This is a genomic window from Providencia sp. PROV223 (genome assembly GCF_028479245.1).
Classification (GTDB): Bacteria; Pseudomonadota; Gammaproteobacteria; order Enterobacterales; family Enterobacteriaceae; genus Providencia; species Providencia rettgeri.
In genome coordinates this window covers 135,503-148,859 of record NZ_JAMPNG010000003.1, presented here as the reverse complement: position 1 = coordinate 148,859, position 13,357 = coordinate 135,503, and the positions used below count along the sequence as shown (strand labels likewise).

Here is a 13,357-nt window from a genome sequence, read left to right as displayed (position 1 = left end):
TGCTCATGCCCCAGAAAGCTAAGTCTCAACAGGCTAAGTCCCAGAATAGTCGTCGTCGCTTTTTACGCGATGTCGCCCGTACTGCGGGTGGGTTGGCGGCTGTTGGTGTGGTGCTGGGGCTTCAGCAACAAACTTCCCGTGCGAGTGGCGTCAAGCTTCGTCCGCCGGGAGCCCTTGATGAAAAAGCATTTGCCAGTGCATGTGTCCGCTGTGGACAATGCGTTCAAGCCTGCCCGTATGACATGTTGAAATTAGCGACATTGGCATCCGGTTTGGCTTCTGGAACGCCATACTTCATCGCCCGAGAAAATCCGTGTGAAATGTGTGAGGACATTCCTTGCGCCAAGGTTTGCCCAAGTGGTGCATTGGATAAAGACATTGAGTCGATTAACGATGCACGCATGGGGTTAGCCGTTTTACTCGATCAGGAAAACTGCCTGAACTTTCAAGGGCTAAGGTGTGATGTATGTTACCGCGTATGTCCACTGATTGATGAAGCCATCACATTGGAACTTGAACAAAACCACCGAACAGGTAAGCACGCGCGCTTCTTACCCACCGTCAATAGCAACTACTGCACGGGATGCGGTAAATGTGAACAGGCATGTGTATTGGAAGAGGCAGCTATCAAGGTATTACCAAGGTCGCTGGCGAAAGGTGAGTTAGGACACCATTACCGCTTTGGTTGGCTGGAGGGTAACAATGGCGAATCGTAAACGTGATGCCGGACGTGAAGCTCAGGCAAAAAAAGGCTGGTGGCAGAGCCACAAATGGTTGGTGTTTAGACGTATAAGCCAATTGCTGGTGTTAGCGATGTTCTTGAGTGGGCCATGGTTTGGGGTATGGATTTTACATGGTAACTACAGCAGTAGCTTATTGTTAGACACCGTACCTTTGACTGACCCATTAATCACCTTAGAGAGCTTAGCAAGTGGTTACTTACCGGGGATCTCAGCATTAGTTGGGGCTGCTATCGTATTCGGGGTTTATGCACTGCTGGGTAAGCGCATTTTCTGTAGTTGGGTCTGTCCTGTAAACCCAGTGACGGATGCGGCGGCGTGGTTAAGACGTAAATTTGATTTTAACCAATCCGCAACAATACCGCGCAATATTCGCTATGTATTGCTGGTCGTGATCCTGATCGGTTCTGCTATTACAGGTACCTTACTTTGGGAATGGCTTAATCCAGTTTCATTAATGGGGCGCAGTTTAATTTTTGGTTTTGGCAGCGGTGCATTGGTTTTAGTTGCACTGTTTTTATTCGATTTATTAGTTGTGGAACATGGTTGGTGCGGTCACCTTTGCCCATTAGGTGCGCTATATGGCGTGGCAGGGTGCAAGGGCGCATTGGTTGTTACAGCGGAAAATAAAGAAAACTGTAGCCGTTGTATGGACTGTTTCCACATTTGTCCGGAGCCGCAAGTTCTGCGCGCACCGGTCCTAGATAAACAAGCTCCAGCGCAGATATCCGATAAAGATTGCATCACTTGCGGTCGTTGCATCGATGTTTGTTCTGAGGATGTTTTTAAAATAACACTAAGATGGAGTTCGGGAGCAAAATCATGAAAAATCCTGTCCTGAAAAAGACGATCAGCCGTTGGGTGGCTGGAATGGCCTTTGTTGTAAGCAGTCTTGTTTGGGCTGCTAATGGTGTAGACCTGACCCAATCACCAGAAGTATCCGGTACGTCAGAAGGAAGCATTCATATTCCGAAAGAGCAAGAAAGAATGGCATTAAACTATGTGAATCAACCACCAATGATCCCACATAGTGTTGAAGGTTATCAAATTACCACCAATACTAATCGTTGCTTGCAATGCCATGGTGTGGAAAATTACCGCACGACAGGGGCACCAAGAGTCAGCCCAACGCACTTTATGGATGCAACAGGCAAAGTCCTTGGCGAAGTCGCACCAAACCGCTACTTCTGTTTACAGTGCCACGTGCCTCAGTCAGACACAGCACCGATTGTTGATAACACATTTACCCCATCCAAAGGTTTTGGGAAATAAGGGGGAATTATGTCAAATAACAATGATAAGCAAACAAATGATGACAAGCCGAAGAAAAAGGGCTTGTTTGGGTTAATCGGCAGAGTATGGCGCTGGTGGCGTAGGCCAAGCCGATTAGCATTAGGAACCTTATTGCTGATTGGTTTCGTGAGTGGTGTTATTTTCTGGGGCGGCTTCAATACCGGTATGGAAATGGCCAATACGGAAGAGTTCTGTATTAGCTGCCATGAAATGCGTGAGAATGTCTATGAAGAATATATGGATACTATTCACTATACTAACCGTAGTGGTGTCCGCGCAACTTGCCCTGATTGTCACGTACCGCATGAGTTTGGTCCCAAAATGGTGCGTAAAATTCAAGCGAGTAAAGAGTTATACGGAAAAATTTTTGGCATCATTGATACGCCACAAAAATTTGAAGACCATCGGTTAGCGATGGCGCAAAGTGAGTGGCGACGAATGAAAAATAACGACTCACAAGAGTGTCGTAACTGCCATAACTTTGAGTATATGGACTTTACAGCACAAAAAGGAGTTGCAGCCAAAATGCATGACCAAGCCATCACGGATGGTAAAACCTGCATTGACTGCCATAAAGGGATCGCCCATAAGTTGCCGGACATGCGTGAAGTTGAACCTGGCTTTTAATTCAAGGTAATCATTTTATGATGAGTTACATCGATGAATTATAAGTAATGATCAATAAATAGGCTGGTTATGCGTTTGAGTATGATCAGCCTAAGTTATATTTGTGTTAAATCAATATATTTGCTTTTTTAATGTGTATTGTATGATGCTGTCACGCAGCATTTACTAACAATATAATAAATCAGGGTAATTAAACTATGTGGAAAAAGCTTCATCAACTAGCCATCCCAGTCAACCTTTATCGGTTATGTGGGCGTCTAATACCGTGGTTTATTATATTGAGTGTAATTTGTTTAGCGGTGGGATGGATTTGGGGATTTGGTTTTGCGCCAACCGATAAAGTTCAAAGCCAAAGCTATCGTATTATGTATATTCATGTTCCTGCCGCAATGTGGTCGATGGGAATTTATGCCACGATGGCCATTACTGCTTTTGTTGGGCTAGTCTGGCAAATGAAAGTCTCGGAATTGGCGATAGCGGCGATGGCACCAATAGGGGCGGTATTTACCTTTATTGCATTAGTTACAGGTGCGACATGGGGTAAACCAATGTGGGGTGCATGGTGGGTATGGGATGCACGTTTAACCTCTGAATTAATTCTATTTTTTCTGTATGTGGGGATTATTGCTTTATGGCATGCGTTTGATGACCGTCGCACCGCAGGAAAGGCCGCTGCAATTTTAGTATTAATTGGTGTGATTAACTTACCTATCATTCATTATTCAGTTGAATGGTGGCAAACCTTGCACCAGCCTTCGACTCGCATGCAAGAAAGCATCAACCCTGCTATGCGTACACCACTTCGTTTAGCTATCCTTGGTTACCTATTTCTTTTTATCTCATTAACGTTAATCCGTTTACGTAGCCAATTATTGATGTTAGAACGTAACCGTCCATGGGTATTAGATATTGTGAATAAAAAAGGACGTCAATCATGACTAGCGCATTTGCATCTTGGAGTGAATTTTGGGCGATGGGCGGCTATGGTTTTTATGTATGGCTGGCGGTTGCGCTGACATTAATACCTATTTTGTTACTCTGTTTGCATACGTATATACAAAGAAAAATGATAATAAATGCAATTATTCAACAGCAAGCTCGTGAAGTCAGGCAAAAAGCAGCAAGAGCGCGTAGGGAGGGAGTGTGAATATTCGTCGTCGTAACCGACTTTGGCTGATCTGTTCCATATTGGTTGGTGTGGGGCTAACCCTCGCATTAATTCTCTATGCATTACGCTCAAGTATTGACTTGTTTTATACCCCCGGTGAAATCATTTATGGTAAGCGAGAAACTCAGCAAATCCCTGAAGTTGGACAACGCTTACGTGTCGGTGGCATGGTCATGCCAGGTAGTGTAGTACGTGATTCTGACCCTGTCTCTAACGCTGTCAATATCACTTTCACTGTTTATGATGCCGAAGGTGAGGTTAACGTAAGTTATCATGGAATTTTGCCCGACTTATTCAAAGAAGGGCAAGGTGTCGTTGTTCAAGGGGAATTACAAGAGAATAATCATATTTTAGCGAAAGAAGTGCTTGCGAAACATGATGAAAACTATACGCCACCAGAGGTTGAAAAAGCGATGCAAGAAAACCATCGCAGGCCAGCTGCTGCCTATAAGGACAATGCATCATGATCCCTGAAATTGGTAGCGTTTTACTGTGCTTGGCATTAGGTCTTGCCGTTTTGCTGTCTTTCTACCCGCTATGGGGAGTGACGCGCAATGATGCACGCTTAATGGCATCATCACGTCCATTAGCATGGTTACTTTTTCTTTGTGTAACAGGGGCATTCCTAGTATTAGTGAATGCCTTTGTTGTTAATGATTTCTCAGTCACTTATGTTGCCAATAACTCTAATACGCAATTACCTATTTGGTATCGTGTTGCGGCAACATGGGGAGCTCACGAAGGCTCATTATTACTTTGGGTATTATTAATGAGTGGCTGGACATTTGCGGTGGCAATTTGCAGTTATCGCATGCCTCTCGACATTGTTGCTCGTGTTTTAGCTGTTATGGGGATGGTTAGCGTTGGTTTTTTGCTGTTTATCATCTTCACTTCAAATCCGTTTTCGCGCACGCTACCCGCCTTTCCGATTGAAGGGCGTGACCTCAATCCATTACTGCAAGATCCAGGGCTGATTTTCCACCCACCATTGTTATACATGGGATATGTCGGTTTTTCAGTGGCATTCGCCTTTGCGATTGCTGCATTGTTAAGTGGCCGGTTAGATAGCTCTTTCACGCGTTTTGCTCGCCCTTGGACGATGGCAGCATGGTTCTTTTTAACGCTAGGGATCATGTTAGGTTCCGCATGGGCTTATTATGAATTAGGTTGGGGGGGCTGGTGGTTCTGGGACCCGGTGGAAAATGCTTCCTTTATGCCATGGTTAGTGGGAACAGCATTGATCCACTCACTCTCCGTGACTGAGCAGCGAGCCACTTTTAAAGCATGGTCACTATTATTGTCGATTTTTGCTTTCTCATTGTGTTTGCTCGGGACTTTCTTAGTCCGCTCGGGGGTACTGGTTTCCGTACATGCCTTCGCCTCAGACCCATCTCGAGGGTTATTCATCTTAGCCTTCATGGTGTTAGTGATTGGCGGCTCTTTATTAGTGTTTGCACTGCGTGGGCACAAAGTACGCTCAAGAGTTAACAATGCGCTATGGTCCCGTGAATCCATGTTATTGGGCAATAACGTTATCCTAACAGCCGCGATGTTAGTCGTGTTACTCGGTACTTTGCTACCGTTGGTTCATAAACAAATTGGTCTAGGTACGATTTCCATTGGTGAACCGTTCTTTAATACCATGTTTATCGCGTTGATGGTGCCATTTGCCTTGTTACTGGGAATTGGGCCACTCGTACGTTGGGGGCGTGACCGCCCTGCGGCGATTAAAAAGTTATTAATCATTGCAACTGTTTTAACCGTTATTCTCTCATTTGCCCTGCCATTATTGATGGAAGATAGGGTAGAAGCCCTAACGGTTGTCGGCTTAATGATGGCGTGCTGGATTGCTATTCTTGCCTTCGCAGAAATGCGAGTCCGCATCAGTAAGAAAATCAAGCTCACACCAAGTTACTGGGGAATGGTACTGGCGCACTTAGGTTTGGCGGTAACTATCGTCGGTATTGCCTTTAGCCAAAATTACAGTATTGAGCGTGACGTGAAAATGAAGCCGGGTGATAGCATTTCAATTCGTGCTTATACCTTTGTATTTAATGGAGTACGAGAAGCTGATGGCCCTAACTACCAAGGTGTCATTGGCAGTATTTCAGTGAAGGAAAAAGACAAAGTCATCGGTGTGTTAATGCCAGAAAAACGTTTTTATAGTGTTAGTCGAGCTGTTATGACTGAAGCGGCGATAGATGGTGGTTTTACTCGCGATTTATATGCTGCATTGGGTGAGGAAATTGCTAAAGATACATGGACTATGCGCTTGTATTATAAACCGTTTGTTCGTTGGATCTGGTCTGGTGGCGTATTAATGGCTATTGGTGCGTTATTCTGCTTGTTTGACCCACGTTATCGTCGTCGTAAATTACAAGGGGAAACAGCATGAACCGCAAAGTCTTCTTAATTCCTTTTATTATTTTTGCAGGAATTGCCGCGGTTCTGTTATGGCAATTGATGCGTAATGCAGAAGGGGATGACCCTCGTTTATTAGAATCTGCTTTAATTGGTAAGCCAGTGCCTGTTTTTCGTCTTGAGTCATTAGAAAACCCGGGGCAGCACTACGAATCTGATGTATTAACACAAGGGCAACCTATCTTATTGAATGTTTGGGCAACATGGTGCCCAACATGCCGAGCAGAACATCAATATTTGAATAAGTTGTCTGCTCAGGGTGTTCGTGTGGTTGGGTTGAACTATAAAGATAAACGGGATAAAGCCATTGTGTGGTTGCGTGAGTTGGGCAACCCTTATGCCTTAAGCTTATTTGATGGTGAAGGGATGTTAGGCCTTGACCTAGGGGTATATGGGGCACCTGAAACGTTCTTAATTGATGGTAATGGTGTGATCCGTTATCGTCACGCAGGGGCAATGGACGAGCGCGTTTGGGAAAAAGAGTTTAAACCCCTTTGGGAGCGCTATAATCAGGAGGCGAACCAATGAGGTATTTACTGGGTTTATTGATGTTAACGTTAAGTGCAACGGTGACATATGCATCGACAGAAGTCTTTACTTTCGATAATGAACAACAAGAGCAGCAATTCCGTAAATTAACCGAGGAACTGCGTTGCCCTAAATGCCAAAACAACAGCATTGCAGATTCTAACTCAATGATTGCACTGGACTTGCGCCAAAAAGTGTATGAGTTAATGAAAGAAGGCAAGAACCGTGATGAAATTGTTGATTACATGGTTGCCCGTTATGGTTACTTCGTCACTTATAACCCACCGCTGACACCGCTAACGGTTATGCTGTGGGGATTACCGTTTGTTGCGATAGCGGTAGGCGGTTGGATCATTTTTGCCCGTTCTAAAAAACGCGTTAGATTAAAACAGGTTGAGCAGGGTGATGAAGAATCATTACCTGAGGCTTCTCGCACTAGCAATTGGGTTTATTTACCCGGTTTTATCATTGCATTAGGTGTTGCGGGTGGTGCTTATTATCAGGTAGGTAGCTACGAGAAAGTGGCGGATTGGAATAATGCCTACCAACAAGCTCCGGCCTTGCTAGATAGAGCGCTAGACCCGTCAGAGCCGCCACTTAATAATGCGGAAATGGAACACCTCGCCTTAGGTCTACGTACTCGCCTTCAAGAAGACCCGCAAAATGTAGAAGCGTGGGAAATGCTAGGCCGTATTGGTATGGTGTTGGGGAATGCGACCATGGCAACCGATGCCTATGGCCGTGCTTATCGCCTAGCACCTAAAAATGAAAATGTAGTGATGGGCTATGCGGAAGTTTTGACGCGCTCTTCTGACCCAGAAGATAACCGTCAAGGTGCGGAACTACTTAAAAAGCTGATTGCAGAAGACCGTACCAATGTGAAAGCGTTGAGCATTTTTGCATTCAATGCGTTTGAGCAAGAACGCTACGCTGAAGCCATTTCTGCTTGGCAAATGATGTTAAAACTACTGCCAGAGAATGACCAACGTCGCCCTATCATCGAGCGCAGTGTTGAACAAGCACTGATGATGGTACACGAAAAGAAAGGGTTGCCAGCGAAAGCGGAATAGTTAACGGCAGTCAATTACTATGACCAAAAGGGAGCAACCGCTCCCTTTTGAGGTTGTTGACAAAGCGGGATAAAAGCGTGGTTTTTCCCGCTTTGTGTTATCAGCCGAAAATCAATGAGTTGATTTTCCTAATGTATTTTCAAAACCAATTAGACTTGCTGCCAAACATAATAGGTTTGGCAGCAAGTCTAAAAAGGGAGCAATCGCTCCCTTTTGTTTATCTGGTGAATAATCCATTTACTCAAATTGTGATCCTTCTCTCAACCTATCATTATTTTACCCATAATAGATTATAACGATTAATCAGGGTTATTTTATCTTATTTAATTAATGAAGCTATAAATATAACTTATTAATTTAACTTTGTTTTATTTTAAAGTTTTTATATTTATGAAATATATAATAAATAATCCGAATTATTATATTTACTTATGTACTTCCCTCTTGGTCTAAATTCCATAAAGTAAACTAATCAATTCTTATATTATTTTGATAATAATAGAAGATTTACCTTTAGTTATTCTTTTTTGGTTTTTTTTGTTTTTACTTTTATGCTTTTTGCTTTTTTTTGCTTTGCAGGGAGAACCTATGAGTACAATCACATTAATGTAACAAGGTATAAATTAGAGTAAATGCCATGAGGTAAAATGGCATGAAAGCAGAACGACATAAGAAAATAATTAATATTTTAAAAAATACTGGATCAGCCAAAGTTTCTGTTTTATCGAAAGAACTTAATGTCACTAAAGAAACCATTAGAGCAGATTTAAACTCTTTAGCAAAAAAAGGAATTATTAGCCGTTGCCATGGTGGCGCATACATCGAATTTGAAACACTAGATAAAGTTGCTAAAAAAGAAATAATTCAATTTCTTGAGTGCAATGAAAGTTTTAATGAAAGAACAGATAAGGATGATGCCGTGTTAGGTAAAGTATGTGTATTAGGTTCATTTAACGTAGATATGATTAGTTACTTACCTCGGTTACCAGAGGCAGGCGAATCATTATTATCAAATAAATTTATTTTTTCTCCTGGTGGTAAAGGGTGTAACCAAGCATTAGCAGCGAGTTATTCAGATTCACCTGTCCACTTTATTACGAAGATAGGAACAGATCAATTTAGTGAATATGCAATAAACTTCATATCGTCATCTAAAATTAAAACTTCGACCATATACCAAACTGAAAAATATCAAACGGGTACAGCATCTATATTTGTATCTGAAAATAGTGGAGAAAATATTATTTCAATATATCCAGGTTCTAATATGGATATTACTGCTGACGAAGTGAAGATTCAAAAAGATAAAATTGTAAACTCAAATATTATTCTTCTTCAGTTAGAAACGAATATTGAAGCGTTAAAGGAAATTATTGAGATTGGTAATGAATATAAAATTCCAATTATTTTAAATCCTGCGCCGTATAACGACATCGTTAATGAATTAATTGAAAAGATTGATATTTTAACCCCTAACGAAACTGAAGCAAGTCTGCTTTCTAATATTAATGTTATTGATTTAGAAAGTGCTAAAAAAGCGGCTGAAGTTATCTATCACAAAGGTGTAAAAAAAGTAGTTATTACACTCGGAAGCAAAGGCTCTATTGCATTTGATGGTAATAAGTTCATTTATTCCCCGGCTTACACTGCTGTTGTTAAGAATACGGCGGGTGCCGGCGATGCATTCAATGGGGCTCTTGCTGCATCTTTGGCGAAAGGTAAACAGTTTTCTTACGCCTTGCGCTATGCATCGGCGTTTTCATCCCTTGCTGTTGAAACAAGTAATGCTTCAGAAATGCCTGAAGATATAAATGTTATGCATCGTATTAATCAAACAACCTATTCTCAGGTTGTGACTCAATCCCCTGAATAAATTAATATTCTGAAAAGAGGAAAAAAATGAAAATTCTATTTATTGGTGAATCATGGCATATCCATATGATCCACACTAAAGGTTATGACAGCTTTACTTCAAGTAAATATGAAGAAGGTGCAACTTTCTTATTAGAATGTTTAAGAAATAAAGGCGTTGAAATTGATTATATGCCTGCACATACCGTGCAAATGGCATTCCCTAAAACCGTAGAGGAATTAGAAAAGTACGATGTTGTCGTTATTAGCGATATCGGTGCCAATACTTTCTTATTACAAAATGACACTTTCTATAATATGAAAGTATTACCTAACGCACTTGGATTAATTAAACAATATGTTAGCCAAGGTGGTGGTTTATTAATGATCGGTGGTTACTTGTCATTTATGGGAATTGAAGCCAAAGCTAATTATAAAAATACATTATTAGCCGATGTATTACCGGTTGAAATGTTAGATGGTGACGACCGCGTTGAAACCCCTGAGGGAGTTTTTGCAACACCCGCTAATACAGGCCATGAATCAATTAAAAACTTTGGTAATTGGCCAATGTTTTTAGGTTATAACAAAGTTGCTGCTAAAGAAAATACACAAGTTGTTTTAAATATTGGTGAAGACCCATTATTGGTATTCGGTGAATATGACAAAGGAAAAACAGGCTGTTTTATGAGTGACTGCTCGCCACACTGGGGAAGTCGTGAGTTTATGGCTTGGGAGCATTATTCAGATATGTGGGTAAATATTCTTAAGCAAATCGCTCGTTAATTAATTCTTTAAAAGTAAAAAATCAAAATAAAGAAAATGGGTGCTGAGTTAATTCAGCACCTTGTAAGCCGATTACAAAAAATAATGACTCATAGTCAAAAATCCAAAAGGAATATTTTATGAGTGTTAAAAGTTATTCTACCCCTTTTTTAATGATAGCGACGGTATTAGCCGGTATGTTATCGCCAATGCAATCCGCAGTGAATGGGCAGCTGGGTGATGTATTAAAAGATGGAAATGCGAGCGCCGTTATTTCATTTGCCAGTGGTTTGGTGGTGATGTTTTTTATCATTATTGCGAAGAAACAAACCAGACAACAATTTGCAGCAATTCCTAGCTTAATTAAAAATAAAAAAATTCCATTGTGGAATTGGTTTGCAGGCCTGTGCGGTGCGATGGTGGTGTTTTCTGAAGGCGCATCCGCGAGTGCATTAGGTATCGCAACTTTCCAAACTGCATTGATTTCTGCACTATTATTATCAGGCTTGCTGTGTGACCGTTTTGGTATTGGTATCGATGAGAAAAAACCATTCACTACCTTTCGTGTATTAGGTGCCATTTTTGCGGTTGTCGCGACGTTGTTTGTGGTTTCACCACAGTGGCATTCAAGTTCTGCCATTTATTTAGCTATTTTGCCTTTTTTAGCTGGCTTGTTAGCAGGGTGGCAACCCGCAGGTAACTCAAAAGTTGCAGAAGCAACAGGTTCAATGATGGTTTCTATTACGTGGAACTTTATTGTTGGTTTTACCGTACTGACGATAGCTCTCGTGATCCGTATGGCATTAGGTCATCTCACTTTAGATTTACCGGGTGTTTGGTGGATGTACCTAGGTGGCCCGTTAGGTTTAATGTCCATTGCATTAATGGCAATCTTAGTCCGCGGCTTAGGTTTGTTGATGCTCGGTGTTGCTTCAACGGCAGGGCAGTTATTGGGTTCGGTACTGATTGACTTATTGCTACCGTCTTTGGGCAATACCGTGTACTTAGTGACTATTATTGGAACAGTATTTGCTTTAGTCGGCGCAATTATTACGACCATTCCTGAGTTTAGAGAAGCCAAAGCGACAAAAGCCGCAGGAGTATAAAATGAAAGGTTATATCCAAACGGTGACAGGGCCCGTTAAAAAAGAAGATATGGGACTGACATTACCACATGAACATCTGTTTAATGATTTATCAACGGTTGTCGATGAGCCATTTTATGACTTCTCACATGTGTTGGTTGATAAAAAAGTCAGTGCTGATATTCAATGGGGACTGAAGCACGACCCATATTGCTGCTGTGACAATATGGATAAAAAGCCAATCGAAGATGTGATTTATGAAGTCAATAATTTTAAGGAACTTGGTGGTAAAACATTGGTAGATGCTACAGGTTCCAAAGCGATTGGCCGTGATGTACATCAATTGCGCGAAGTTGCCATTAAAACGGGTATTAATGTGGTTGCTTCTTCTGGCCTGTATATTGAAAAGTTTGAAGGTGACCGGTTAGTCAATGATATCGATGCTATGGCTAAAATGATTGATGATGAGCTCAATGTAGGCATTGATGGAACGGATATTTGTGCAGGAATGATTGGTGAAATCGGGGTATCTCCTTTTTTTACTGATGGTGAAAAGAATAGCCTAAGAGCGGCATCAGTAGCGCAACTGGCTAATGACCATGTTTCAATGAATATTCATATGCCTGGTTGGCAACGTCGAGGAGATGAGGTTCTCGATATTTTAATCAAAGAAATGGGTGTTAATCCCGCTAAAATTTCATTGGCACACTCAGACCCGTCAGGTAAAGATTTTGACTATCAACGCCGTATGCTTGATAGAGGTGTTTGGCTTGAGTTTGACATGATTGGTCTAGATATTTCATTTCCAAAAGAAGGTGTTGCACCAACAGTAACAGAAACTGCGGATGCGGTTTGTAAACTGATTGAGATGGGGTATGGGGCACAAATCGTGTTGAGTCATGATGTTTTTCTCAAACAAATGTGGGCAAAAAATGGGGGTAATGGCTGGGGATTTGTACCCAATGTTTTTCTCTCGTTATTGGCCAAAAAAGGGGTGGATAAATCGATGATTAACCGCCTTTGTATTGATAATCCTGCAAACTTATTAGCATAGAATACCCTTTGTTATTTTTAGAATTCTTTGGATGGAAAATTAGTAGCAATCACTTGTGGTTGCTACTTTTTTATGGCGCCTTTAAAACAGTTTGCTGACTTAGAGAAATGTACCTAATACTATAAATCAGTCAATTGATTGATTTTTCAATGGGTTTGTATTGATGATAGATAATCAATTTTATCAATAAAGTTCATCTTAAATTAACATTTTCGGTAAATATCAATAACAATGGGTATCTAAATAAGATACAATTCTGCGCTATAAATTCGTACTCAGATGACGGAAAAACGTTGCACCTGCGCACTTCAATCAGACAATTTGCTGCCTATCTTGCACTATTGGCTGTGGTTATGCTGTTTATCGCTCCATTGTTCTCTAAATCGATGAGGCTGATGGAACACTGCGTGAGCACTAACCCTAATAGTACAATTGAGCATTCATCAATGGCAGGCCATTCGATGCATTCTCATCAAGGTATGCTGATGCCTGAAAATTGTGACGTTTCTGCACCAATGAATCACATGTTAATGACGGGGATTGGGCAATCTCCGATGGAAGACATTGCATGTGGTTACTGCCAATTATTGATCCACTTCCCATTTCTTATCTTATTTATTGCCGTAGTTATTCGGCAATTAGCGACACTGGCACTATTTATTCCTTTTGAACGTAGTGTTCACATTTGGTTATTTAGACCATGGTCATTACACCTTGCTCGAGCCCCGCCTATTTCCTGATGTCTTAGCATTGTA

The 13,357-nt window shown here is 41.4% G+C and carries 15 protein-coding genes; all 15 read left to right on the top strand.

From position 1 onward, the window contains the following. Positions 1–5: 5 nt before the first annotated feature. Positions 6–716 (top strand): ferredoxin-type protein NapG, encoded by a 711-nt coding sequence (gene napG / locus PR767_RS05665; protein WP_004262231.1) that lies wholly within the window; start codon positions 6–8, stop codon positions 714–716. Next, a complete protein-coding gene (gene napH / locus PR767_RS05660) occupies positions 703–1,566 on the top strand; it encodes a quinol dehydrogenase ferredoxin subunit NapH (protein WP_004262229.1) in 864 nt (287 codons plus the stop codon). Before napG ends, napH begins: the two co-directional genes overlap by 14 nt. Next, positions 1,563–2,012 (top strand): nitrate reductase cytochrome c-type subunit, encoded by a 450-nt coding sequence (gene napB / locus PR767_RS05655; protein WP_004913351.1) that lies wholly within the window; start codon positions 1,563–1,565, stop codon positions 2,010–2,012. The genes napH and napB overlap by 4 nt, the downstream gene beginning before the upstream one ends. A 9-nt stretch (positions 2,013–2,021) precedes the next feature. Continuing rightward, the gene (napC, locus tag PR767_RS05650) at positions 2,022–2,660 is read left to right on the top strand and encodes a cytochrome c-type protein NapC (RefSeq protein ID WP_109912715.1); all 639 of its coding nucleotides are present in this window, start codon (positions 2,022–2,024) and stop codon (positions 2,658–2,660) included. Positions 2,661–2,857: 197 nt separating this feature from the next. Next, positions 2,858–3,598, top strand: a complete 741-nt coding sequence (locus tag PR767_RS05645; protein ID WP_004913347.1) for a heme ABC transporter permease — start codon at positions 2,858–2,860, stop codon at positions 3,596–3,598. Beyond that, positions 3,595–3,807 (top strand): heme exporter protein CcmD, encoded by a 213-nt coding sequence (gene ccmD, locus PR767_RS05640; protein WP_004262214.1) that lies wholly within the window; start codon positions 3,595–3,597, stop codon positions 3,805–3,807. Before PR767_RS05645 ends, ccmD begins: the two co-directional genes overlap by 4 nt. Beyond that, positions 3,804–4,295, top strand: a complete 492-nt coding sequence (gene ccmE / locus PR767_RS05635) for a cytochrome c maturation protein CcmE (protein ID WP_004913345.1) — start codon at positions 3,804–3,806, stop codon at positions 4,293–4,295. The genes ccmD and ccmE overlap by 4 nt, the downstream gene beginning before the upstream one ends. Then, positions 4,292–6,223, top strand: a complete 1,932-nt coding sequence (locus PR767_RS05630) for a heme lyase CcmF/NrfE family subunit (RefSeq protein ID WP_272519996.1) — start codon at positions 4,292–4,294, stop codon at positions 6,221–6,223. The genes ccmE and PR767_RS05630 overlap by 4 nt, the downstream gene beginning before the upstream one ends. Further along, on the top strand, positions 6,220–6,777 hold the full coding sequence (dsbE, locus tag PR767_RS05625; protein WP_004262204.1) for a thiol:disulfide interchange protein DsbE: 558 nt from the start codon (positions 6,220–6,222) through the stop codon (positions 6,775–6,777). The genes PR767_RS05630 and dsbE overlap by 4 nt, the downstream gene beginning before the upstream one ends. Further along, positions 6,774–7,847, top strand: a complete 1,074-nt coding sequence (locus PR767_RS05620) for a cytochrome c-type biogenesis protein CcmH (RefSeq protein WP_109912714.1) — start codon at positions 6,774–6,776, stop codon at positions 7,845–7,847. The genes dsbE and PR767_RS05620 overlap by 4 nt, the downstream gene beginning before the upstream one ends. A 652-nt stretch (positions 7,848–8,499) precedes the next feature. Then, entirely contained in the window at positions 8,500–9,720 is a 1,221-nt protein-coding gene (locus PR767_RS05615) for a PfkB family carbohydrate kinase (RefSeq protein ID WP_109912713.1), read from the top strand. A gap of 26 nt (positions 9,721–9,746) precedes the next feature. Next, complete coding sequence (locus PR767_RS05610; protein ID WP_109912712.1) at positions 9,747–10,484, top strand: glutamine amidotransferase; 738 nt, start codon at positions 9,747–9,749, stop codon at positions 10,482–10,484. 119 nt (positions 10,485–10,603) lie between these two features. Then, positions 10,604–11,569, top strand: a complete 966-nt coding sequence (locus tag PR767_RS05605) for a DMT family transporter (protein ID WP_004913337.1) — start codon at positions 10,604–10,606, stop codon at positions 11,567–11,569. Between the two features lies 1 nt (position 11,570). Beyond that, positions 11,571–12,602, top strand: coding sequence for a phosphotriesterase family protein (locus PR767_RS05600; protein ID WP_004913332.1), 1,032 nt, complete (start codon positions 11,571–11,573; stop codon positions 12,600–12,602). 407 nt (positions 12,603–13,009) lie between these two features. After that, on the top strand, positions 13,010–13,342 hold the full coding sequence (locus PR767_RS05595) for a DUF2946 domain-containing protein (protein WP_371021336.1): 333 nt from the start codon (positions 13,010–13,012) through the stop codon (positions 13,340–13,342). Positions 13,343–13,357: the final 15 nt, after the last annotated feature.

Coding starts and splice junctions, on each gene's coding strand:
- napG (WP_004262231.1), top strand. CDS start 6: ATGCCCCAGAAAGCTAAGTCTCAACAGGCTAAGTCCCAGAATAGTCGT.
- napH (WP_004262229.1), top strand. CDS start 703: ATGGCGAATCGTAAACGTGATGCCGGACGTGAAGCTCAGGCAAAAAAA.
- napB (WP_004913351.1), top strand. CDS start 1,563: ATGAAAAATCCTGTCCTGAAAAAGACGATCAGCCGTTGGGTGGCTGGA.
- napC (WP_109912715.1), top strand. CDS start 2,022: ATGTCAAATAACAATGATAAGCAAACAAATGATGACAAGCCGAAGAAA.
- PR767_RS05645 (WP_004913347.1), top strand. CDS start 2,858: ATGTGGAAAAAGCTTCATCAACTAGCCATCCCAGTCAACCTTTATCGG.
- ccmD (WP_004262214.1), top strand. CDS start 3,595: ATGACTAGCGCATTTGCATCTTGGAGTGAATTTTGGGCGATGGGCGGC.
- PR767_RS05630 (WP_272519996.1), top strand. CDS start 4,292: ATGATCCCTGAAATTGGTAGCGTTTTACTGTGCTTGGCATTAGGTCTT.
- dsbE (WP_004262204.1), top strand. CDS start 6,220: ATGAACCGCAAAGTCTTCTTAATTCCTTTTATTATTTTTGCAGGAATT.
- PR767_RS05620 (WP_109912714.1), top strand. CDS start 6,774: ATGAGGTATTTACTGGGTTTATTGATGTTAACGTTAAGTGCAACGGTG.
- PR767_RS05615 (WP_109912713.1), top strand. CDS start 8,500: ATGAAAGCAGAACGACATAAGAAAATAATTAATATTTTAAAAAATACT.
- PR767_RS05610 (WP_109912712.1), top strand. CDS start 9,747: ATGAAAATTCTATTTATTGGTGAATCATGGCATATCCATATGATCCAC.
- PR767_RS05605 (WP_004913337.1), top strand. CDS start 10,604: ATGAGTGTTAAAAGTTATTCTACCCCTTTTTTAATGATAGCGACGGTA.
- PR767_RS05600 (WP_004913332.1), top strand. CDS start 11,571: ATGAAAGGTTATATCCAAACGGTGACAGGGCCCGTTAAAAAAGAAGAT.